Here is a 7,902-nt window from a genome sequence, read left to right as displayed (position 1 = left end):
ACCCGGCTGAGCCGAGAAGGTCCGGCTTGCGGACAGGGGGTAACTTCGGGTCTCGATCCAAGTCGGACCTTCCGGAAGGCGTCGGGTCGGCTAGGGTGAAGTCATGACGCTGCCGCGATATGTCAAAACGCCATGGCCTGAGGATAATGTTCCTATCGGTGAGCCGTCGTGGTTCTACTATGAAATTGACGACGCCGCCGACGCGGTGACGCGGAGCGTATGGGTTTACGCTGACGGCTTAGTTACACGAAACAGCATCGAGATTGAGGAGCGGAGCGGCAAAGGTTGCCCCTCCCTGATCGACTGTTCCTTGGAGCAGGGTTTTGAGGGGGCGGACCTCGAAAAGATTACTCCTACCGAGTTTCAGGGCGCGTGGGAGAGGGGCATTGATACGCCCTTTTGGCACCCATAGCGGCACCTCGGAAGGTCCGCTGTGGGGGCTTCCATCACACCCCCAAATTATCTTGTCATCCCGGCCGAAGCGTAGCGGAGAGCCGGGACCCAGGTGCCGCCTCACTGCAGTTGCCCCTGGGTCCCGGCGCTCCCGCCCTCACGGGCGTCCGGCCGGGATGACAAGATTTTTGTGAGTGAGGTGTTTAGGGAGGTTGGACGGAAAAGGACGGAAAAGGACGGGGATTGGCGGTGGACGTTAAGGATCCCTCTCTCTTGGAGAGACGGAGGGGCCCGTCCCGGCGGATGCCGGGATGGGAGGATGAGAGGTTGCGAAGTCAGACCGCGTGCCGGCACTCCGTCAAACGCTGTAGCCCATCACCCCAACTCTCTCCCTATGGGAGAGGGAGCAAGGTCCGTACACCACCCAAAAATCCATAGGGCCACCCCGCCCGGGCTTCAGCCCCTAACGCTTGGGCGTCACCCGTAGAAGCTTGCCGTGGTCGGTGTCGATCAGCAGCCAGACCGCGCCGTCCGGGCCCTGCTTGACGTCGCGGACGCGTTCGCCCAGTTCGGTGAACAGGCGCTCCTCGCCGACCACCCTGCCGTTTTCCAGCGTCAGGCGGGCCACATGCTGGCCGCGCAGGGCTCCGACCAGGACGCTGCCCTTCCAGGCCGGGAACAGGTCGCCGGTATAGAAGGCCATGCCCGAGGGGGCGATCACCGGATCCCAATAGTAGACCGGCTGCTCCATGCCGGCCCTGGCGGTGAGGCCTTCGCCGATCGGCTGGCCGGAATATTCCTCGCCATAGGTGATGGTCGGCCAGCCATAGTCCTTGCCGGCCTCGGGGTGGTTCAGTTCGTCGCCGCCCTTGGCCCCGTGCTCGACGGTCCACAGCTTGCCGGTGGCCGGGTCGATGGCGGCGGCCTGCAGGTTGCGATGGCCGATGGACCAGATCTCGGGCCTGACGCCGGGCTTGCCGACATAGGGGTTGTCGGCCGGGATCGACCCGTCAGGCTTGATCCGGACCACCTTGCCGAGCGTGCCGTCCAGCCGCTGGGCCTGCATGCGGCCTTCGCGGGTGGAGCGCTCGCCGGTGGTGATGAACAGGTTGCCGTCGGGGGCAAAGACCAGGCGGCCGCCAAAGTGCAGGGCCGAGTCGAGCTTGGGGGTCTGGCGCCAGATCACCTGCACCGCTTCGACGCGCGGATTGGGGCCGGGAACCAGCCGGCCGCGGGCGGCGCTCGTGCCGTTGGTGGTGCCTTCGCCGGGCTCGGAATAGGTCCAGTAGATCAGTCCGTTTCTGGCGTAATCCGGATCGACCGCCACGTCGAGCAGGCCGCCCTGGCCGCGTACATCGATCGGCGGCAGGCCCGTGACCGGGGGCGACAGCATATTGTCGGCTCCCTGCAGCCGCAGGCGACCGGCGCGCTCGGTGAACAGCCGGGTACCGTCGGGCAGGAAGGCCAGACCCCAGGGATGGTCGAGATCCGTGGCGAGGGTTTCCACATTATAGGCGACCCCGGCCGCCTTCAGCGGGGCGCGGGTCTGGCCGGGCACGGCCGGCTGCTGCTCGGGCGCATTGGGCTTGCGGGTTTCGACGGGGCCGGTGGCGTCCTGCTGGACCGCTTCGGCGGCGGGGCCACAGGCGCACAGGGCCAGGGCGAGAAGGGGGATGAGGCAATCGCGCATGCCCCTACCTTGCGGCAAGTCAGGCCCCGGCGAAAGGCTTGAACTGCGGCGTTCCGATCCCCACTTCGTTCACCTTCCGCTCACCACCTTCGCCAACTGTTCCTACAGAGCCTGCCGGCTAGGCTCGGCCCATGTCGGATGTGGAAGACGCCTTTCTCAAGCGCCCCGTCGAACGCCGGTCCAGTCACCGGCGGGCCTGCCTGCTGCGGGGCGAGCTGGTCACGCAGGACGGCCGTGCCGTGCCGGTGGCGGTCCTCGACCTGACCGCCGAGGGCGCGCGGGTGGCGCTGAAGCACGCGACCCTGGTGCCGACGGTCCTGACCCTGCGGATCGATCTGGTTGACGGAGCGGTGTGCTACACAGCCGAGATGCTGTGGCGCAGCGGCCTGGATATCGGACTGGCCCTGTCTGACCGCCGGGACCCGGCCCTGCCGGTCCGCCAGGCGCTCGGCTGACGGAGCGGTCTAGAGCGACACCTCTGACCGCGTCGCGTGGCTACGCCGGGCGGCATCCAGAACGGTCATGACCGCGACGGCTTCTTCGGCGGTGACCGGGCAGGGCGCGCCGGTACGGATCGCCTCGCGCAGCGCGGCATAGTAGTCGCGGTAGTCGGCCGGCAGGGGCTGGACGGCCGTCGTGACCGGCTCACCGTCTTCCAGCTGGATCAGGACGCCGGGGCGCGGATCCTCACCATAGCCCGGGGCACCCGGCACCATCCCGGCCTTCAGCTGGTCTTCCTGGGCATCGAGGCCGCTCTTGATGAAGCTGCCTCCGGTGCCGTGCACGGCCAGCCGCAGATTGCTGGCCTGGGTCATCTGGCTGGCGTGCAGCAGGACCCGCAGGCGAGGATAGCGCAGCAGCAGGTGGAAATAGTCTCCGGCCTGGCCGCCGTCCTTCTGGATGGCGATGTCGGCATAGACCGCCTGCGGCATGCCGAACAATACGAGGGCCTGGTCGACCAGGTGTGGCCCGAGATCCAGCAGGACCCCAGCTCCGGGCTTTTCCCGCCAGCGGTCGCGGACCAGCGGCCGGAAGCGGTCGAAGTGGCTCTCGTACTGCACGACCTCGCCGAGGTGGCCGCGCTGGATCAGGGCATTGAGGGTCTGGAAGTCGCTGTCCCAGCGCCGGTTCTGGAACACGCTGACCAGCCTGCCGGCCTGGCGGGCGTGATCGGCGACGGCGCGGGCCTGGTCGAGGCTAACTGTGAACGGCTTGTCGATCACAACATGCTTGCCGGCATCGAGGGCGGCATGGGCCTGTTCGGCATGCAGGGCGTCGGGCGTGGCGATGACCACGACCTCGATCGACGGATCGGCCAGGGCCGCCGCGAGTCCGGCGTGGACGGTCATCTCCGGCCAGTCGGCTCGCACCTTGGCCGCATCGCTGGAGACCACGGCGCTCAGCTCAAGGCCGGGTGTGGCGGCGATCAGCGGGGCATGGAAGGTCTTGCCGACATAGCCGTAGCCGACCAGGGCGACGCGGACGGGGGGCTGGGACATCTTCGGACCTTCAGACCAGAACATGGTGACAGGCTGACCAGATAGGGGCGCGCGGCAGGGCTGGCCAGAAAAAAGCCCCCGATGCGCGGGGCACCGGGGGCTTGAGGCTTCGCCTGGAAAGAAGACCTAGATCTTCACCGGCTCCATCTTCGGAGTCAGCAGGTGCACGACGAGCAGGGCCACCAGATAGGCGCTGCCGGCGACGATGAAGATCGGGGTGTAGGTGCCGATCTGTTCCAGGACCTTGCCGATGTACTTGGAGAACACCATGCCACCGACGGCGCCCAGCATGCCGCCGATGCCGACCACCGAGCCCACGGCCCCGCGCGGGAAGACGTCCGAGGGCAGGGTGTAGAGGTTGGCCGAGAAGCCCTGGTGGGCCGCCGTGGCGACGCCGATGATCAGCACGGCCAGCCAGACGTTGCTGGCCAGCGAGGCCCCCATCACCGGAACGGCCAGCAGGGCGCAGATTAGCATGGTCGTCTTGCGGGCCCGGTTGATGCTCCAGCCCATCTTCATGAACTTCGACGACAGCCAGCCGCCGCCGACGCTGCCCACGTCACTGAGCAGATAGATGGCGATCAGGGGCGGGCCGAAGGTCTTGAGGTCCAGGCCATAGCGCTTGCCCAGGAAGTCCGGCAGCCAGAACAGGAACATCCACCAGATCGGGTCGATCAGGAACTTGCCGATGGAATAGGCCCAGGTCTCGCGCTTGGTCAGCAGCTTCACCCAGGGGATTTTCTCCACGGGATCGGCTTCGTCCTGCTCGATATGGGCCAGTTCGGCGGCCCCGATCTTTTTGTGCTCGCGCGGCGTGCGGTACATGATCAGCCAGATGGGCAGCCAGATCAGGCCGGCCACGCCGGTGACGATGAAGGCCATCTGCCAGCCCCAGGCCAGCACGATACCCGGCACCACCAGCGGGGTGACGATGGCCCCGATATTGGTCCCGGCGTTAAAGATGCCGGTGGCGAAGGCACGCTCTTTCTTGGGGAACCATTCGGCCACGGCCTTGATGCCGCCCGGGAAACCGCCGGCCTCGCCGACGCCCAGGCCCATGCGGGCGAAGATGAAGCCGTTCAGGCCCCGGGCCCCGGCATGGGCGATGTGGGCGACCTGCCAGATGGCAAAGGCGATGCCGAAGCCCCAGCGGGCTCCGATCTTGTCCATGATCTTGCCCCAGGCCAGATAGGCCACGGCATAGGACAGCTGGAAATAGAAGACGAGGTCGGCATAGTCGCCCTCGCTCCAGCCGAATTCCTTGGACAGGTCCGTCTTGAGGAGGCCGATCGTCTGGCGATCGACATAGTTGATCACCATCGCCGCAAACAGCAGGCTGACGATCACCCAACGATAGCGACCGATCTTCTCGGACGGCTCTGGGGGTTTTGGCAGGTCCATCGACACGTTTTCCTTACCCTGAAGTCTTGTTTCTTGTTTCTTGTCTTGCCGGAGCCCGTGGGTCAGTTCGCGGGAACGGCGAAGCACGCCACCTGGCCCAGGGGCCCAAAGCTAACCGTCGCCCGGTCGCCTGCAACCACATCGTGGATGCCGGTGCTGGCCCCCGTCGTGACCAGCATGCCCTTTTTGAGCGGACGTCCGCGGGTCGCCACGTGGCCCAGCAGGAAGGCGAGGGCCGCCAGGGGCGAGCCGGGGATCGAGGCGGCGGTTCCGGTGCCGACGCTGACCCCGTTGATCACGGTCTCGACGGTCATGTCTTCCCAGGCGATGTCACGCCAGTTGTCGAGCACCGGGCCGAGGATCTGGCCGTCATTATTGCCGAAGTCCGAGGCCACGACGGTCGGTCCCAGCACATTGATGGTGGCGAGCGGGCTGCCGGCGATCTCGACGCCGAGGATCAGCTCGCCGACATAGTCGGCGGCCTCTTCGGCGGTCCATTCGGTCTTTCCGGCCGGCGCGTCCTGGCCCAGACGGATGATGAACTCGGCTTCAACGGCCGTGAACCCGCCTGCGATGGCCCGGAAGGGGGTCGGCGCTTCAGCGGCGTCCCACAGGTTCTTCCTGAAAATGCAGCCGGCCAGGCGTTCGGCACCGAGGCGCTCTTGATGCTGCGGCGGAACATAGCCGACCTTCCAGCCGACAAGCTCGTCGGGCCACAGATCGATGGCGATGTCCTGGCAGGCATAGCCCTCGGCCATGGACTTCGGAATGACGCCGCCCGGGTAGCCGGGAACGGACACCCCGGCGAGGCGGGCCTGGACGAATTGGGGGGCTACGGACGCCGGTGCGAACACTTCGCTCTCGGCCACTGAAACGGTCACGCCGCTGGTCCTCCCTCAACACTCACGTCAGCCCGTTGGACGGGTCTGACATGTCTCTAATGGAAACCGGTGTCATTGACAATCATTGAGCGAGACACCGGTGGACATTGGCAGTGCCAGGCGCAAATGGGCGGTCAGAACGGGCCGGCCGGGGCGGGGCTGATGAGTGACTTGACAGATGTCAATTGGGGTATAGCGTCAGGGGTGAATTACGGGTGTAATGATCATGCATATCACGGCGGCTGAGAGTCAGGTGATGGAAGCCCTCTGGCGGCGCGAGCCGCTAACGGCCGATGAGCTGGTGGCCGAGGTGGGCACGGCCCAGGCCTGGGGCGAAGCCACGGTCAAGACGCTGATCAACCGCCTGCTGAAGAAGAAGGCCATCAAGTCCGAGCGGGCCGACGGCCGTCACGGCTATCGGCCGCTGGTGGCGCGCAGCGCCTATGTCCAGGCCGAGAGCCAGGGGCTGCTCGACCGGCTGTTCGAGGGGCAACTGGCTCCGATGATCAGCCATTTCGCCCAGCACCGGGCCCTGAAGGACGAAGAAATCGCCCGCCTGAAACGCCTGATCGAGGAGCTGGAAGATGGTCGCTGACCTGCTGACCCATCTAGCCTTCGGCCATCTGTTCGCCAGCCTGGCCATCTTGCTGGTCCTGATGGCGCGCCGGCCGGTCCGCAAGCTGTTCGGCGCGGAGGTCGCCTATCTGCTGTGGCTGCTGCCGCTGGCGGCCGGTGTGGCGGCGCTGTTGCCGGCTCGCGCCGCCGAGCCTGGCGCGGAAGCCGCCCATCGCTTCATCGTGTCCGAGGGCCACGCCCCTGTGATTGCGGCGGTCTGGATCCTGGGCGCAGTCCTGGGTGTGGCCCTGCTGATCTGGAGCCAGTCGCGGTTCATGGCAAAGGCCCGGGCCGGACAGGCTGGACCGGCCGTGGTCGGGGCCCTGTCGCCGCGGATGGTGGTTCCGTCGGACTACGAATTGCGGTTCAACGATGCCGAGCGGGCCATCATCCGCGCTCATGAGCGGGCCCATATCGAGCGCCTGGATCCCCGGGCCAATGCGATCATGGCCCTGATCCAGTGCCTGGGCTGGTTCAACCCGCTGATCCATCTGGCGGTGCGCGAGGCGCGGCTGGACCAGGAGCTGGCCTGCGATGCCCGGGTCATGGCCCGGCTGTCGCGCGAACGTCGCCTGTATGCCAACACCCTGCTGAAAACCCAGCTGGGCGCGCGTGACCTGCCGCTGGGCTGCCACTGGCCGGCCGACTCGCCGCATCCGCTGGAAGAGCGGGTCATCATGCTGGCGCGCCCGGAGCCGACCCTGCGACGGTCAGTGGCGGGCGGAGCCCTGGTCATGGCTCTGAGCCTGACCGCTGCCGTCGGAGCCTGGTCGGCCCAGCCCCTGGCCCCGCCTCCGCCGAAGACCGAGCCGATCACCTGGCCTGTGGTGATCTATGCCAATATCTCGGTGGCTCCGGCGCAGTAGCGTCTGATCGCCCTATTGCAGGGCGATCAGGACGATCGGGATCACCGTGCCGAGGATCGTCAGGATCAGGGCGGGCTTGCGCAGCCGGCCCTGGGTCAGGCCGATCCACAGGCCCAGCAGGGATGCGAAGGCCAGACCGATCGCCGTCGCGCAGAAAAAGATCTTGGCCCCGAGGGTTGAGCCTTTTTTGGGCTCGGCCTTGGCCGGCACCGGCTTTGCGGCAGCCGGGGCTTCCGTCCTGGCCGCGACCGCCTTCGGCGGGGTCGGGCGCTTGGGCTTCAGCTGATAGCGCTGGTGGATGTGGACCTGGCCCAGCTTCTCGATCACCGGCGGGGGCGTGTAACCGTCGCCGGATTCATGCAGCGAGAACTCCTGCAGGGCTCCGGTGACGGAGAAGAACAGGATGCTGGGCGCAAAGAAGATCGCAACGAACAGGTGCAGGTCCCGCTGCAGGCGAGGCGTCAGCCAGGGGCGTTTGGCCTTGGGGGCGGGGGGCGTCATGATCGAATCTCCTGGGTCGCGAAGCGCTGTCGTCCGGTTCTACACCAGGCTTTGTC

9 protein-coding genes are annotated in these 7,902 nt (G+C 66.7%); 4 read left to right on the top strand and 5 right to left on the bottom strand.

The genetic code is table 11. The features are described from left to right. The first annotated feature begins 103 nt into the window (after window positions 1-103). Complete coding sequence (locus tag DBR10_RS19095) at window positions 104-412, top strand: hypothetical protein (protein WP_108505167.1); 309 nt, start codon at window positions 104-106, stop codon at window positions 410-412. A 444-nt stretch (window positions 413-856) separates the two neighbouring features. Here the strand turns inward: DBR10_RS19095 and DBR10_RS10810 are convergent, their stop codons facing one another. Beyond that, window positions 857-2,083, bottom strand: coding sequence for a PQQ-dependent sugar dehydrogenase (locus DBR10_RS10810; protein WP_108505168.1), 1,227 nt, complete (start codon window positions 2,081-2,083; stop codon window positions 857-859). Window positions 2,084-2,214: 131 nt separating this feature from the next. On the opposite strand from DBR10_RS10810, the gene DBR10_RS10805 reads away from it, so the two are divergent. Further along, the gene (locus tag DBR10_RS10805) at window positions 2,215-2,538 is read left to right on the top strand and encodes a PilZ domain-containing protein (protein ID WP_108505169.1); all 324 of its coding nucleotides are present in this window, start codon (window positions 2,215-2,217) and stop codon (window positions 2,536-2,538) included. 9 nt (window positions 2,539-2,547) lie between these two features. Here DBR10_RS10805 and DBR10_RS10800 read toward each other — a convergent pair whose 3' ends face one another. From DBR10_RS10800 to DBR10_RS10790, 3 genes are all read right to left on the bottom strand, one after another. Then, window positions 2,548-3,582: an oxidoreductase gene (locus DBR10_RS10800; RefSeq protein WP_108505174.1), complete on the bottom strand. Its 1,035-nt coding sequence runs from the start codon at window positions 3,580-3,582 to the stop codon at window positions 2,548-2,550. A gap of 126 nt (window positions 3,583-3,708) precedes the next feature. Then, window positions 3,709-4,983 carry an MFS transporter gene (locus tag DBR10_RS10795; protein WP_108505170.1) on the bottom strand — a complete coding sequence of 425 codons (1,275 nt, stop codon included), beginning with the start codon at window positions 4,981-4,983 and terminating at the stop codon, window positions 3,709-3,711. Window positions 4,984-5,045: 62 nt separating this feature from the next. Continuing rightward, window positions 5,046-5,864, bottom strand: coding sequence for a 2-keto-4-pentenoate hydratase (locus DBR10_RS10790; RefSeq protein WP_108505171.1), 819 nt, complete (start codon window positions 5,862-5,864; stop codon window positions 5,046-5,048). Between the two features lie 226 nt (window positions 5,865-6,090). Here DBR10_RS10790 and DBR10_RS10785 point away from each other — a divergent pair, with 226 nt between their 5' ends. Continuing rightward, a complete protein-coding gene (locus DBR10_RS10785; protein ID WP_108556335.1) occupies window positions 6,091-6,459 on the top strand; it encodes a BlaI/MecI/CopY family transcriptional regulator in 369 nt (122 codons plus the stop codon). Beyond that, window positions 6,449-7,345, top strand: coding sequence for a M56 family metallopeptidase (locus tag DBR10_RS10780; protein WP_108505172.1), 897 nt, complete (start codon window positions 6,449-6,451; stop codon window positions 7,343-7,345). Before DBR10_RS10785 ends, DBR10_RS10780 begins: the two co-directional genes overlap by 11 nt. 12 nt (window positions 7,346-7,357) lie before the next feature. Here the strand turns inward: DBR10_RS10780 and DBR10_RS10775 are convergent, their stop codons facing one another. Further along, window positions 7,358-7,846: a hypothetical protein gene (locus DBR10_RS10775; protein ID WP_108556334.1), complete on the bottom strand. Its 489-nt coding sequence runs from the start codon at window positions 7,844-7,846 to the stop codon at window positions 7,358-7,360. Window positions 7,847-7,902 lie beyond the last annotated feature (56 nt).

The organism is Caulobacter sp. HMWF025, from assembly GCF_003060965.1.
Classification (GTDB): Bacteria; Pseudomonadota; Alphaproteobacteria; order Caulobacterales; family Caulobacteraceae; genus Caulobacter.
This window is presented reverse-complemented; position numbering and strand designations above follow the sequence as displayed.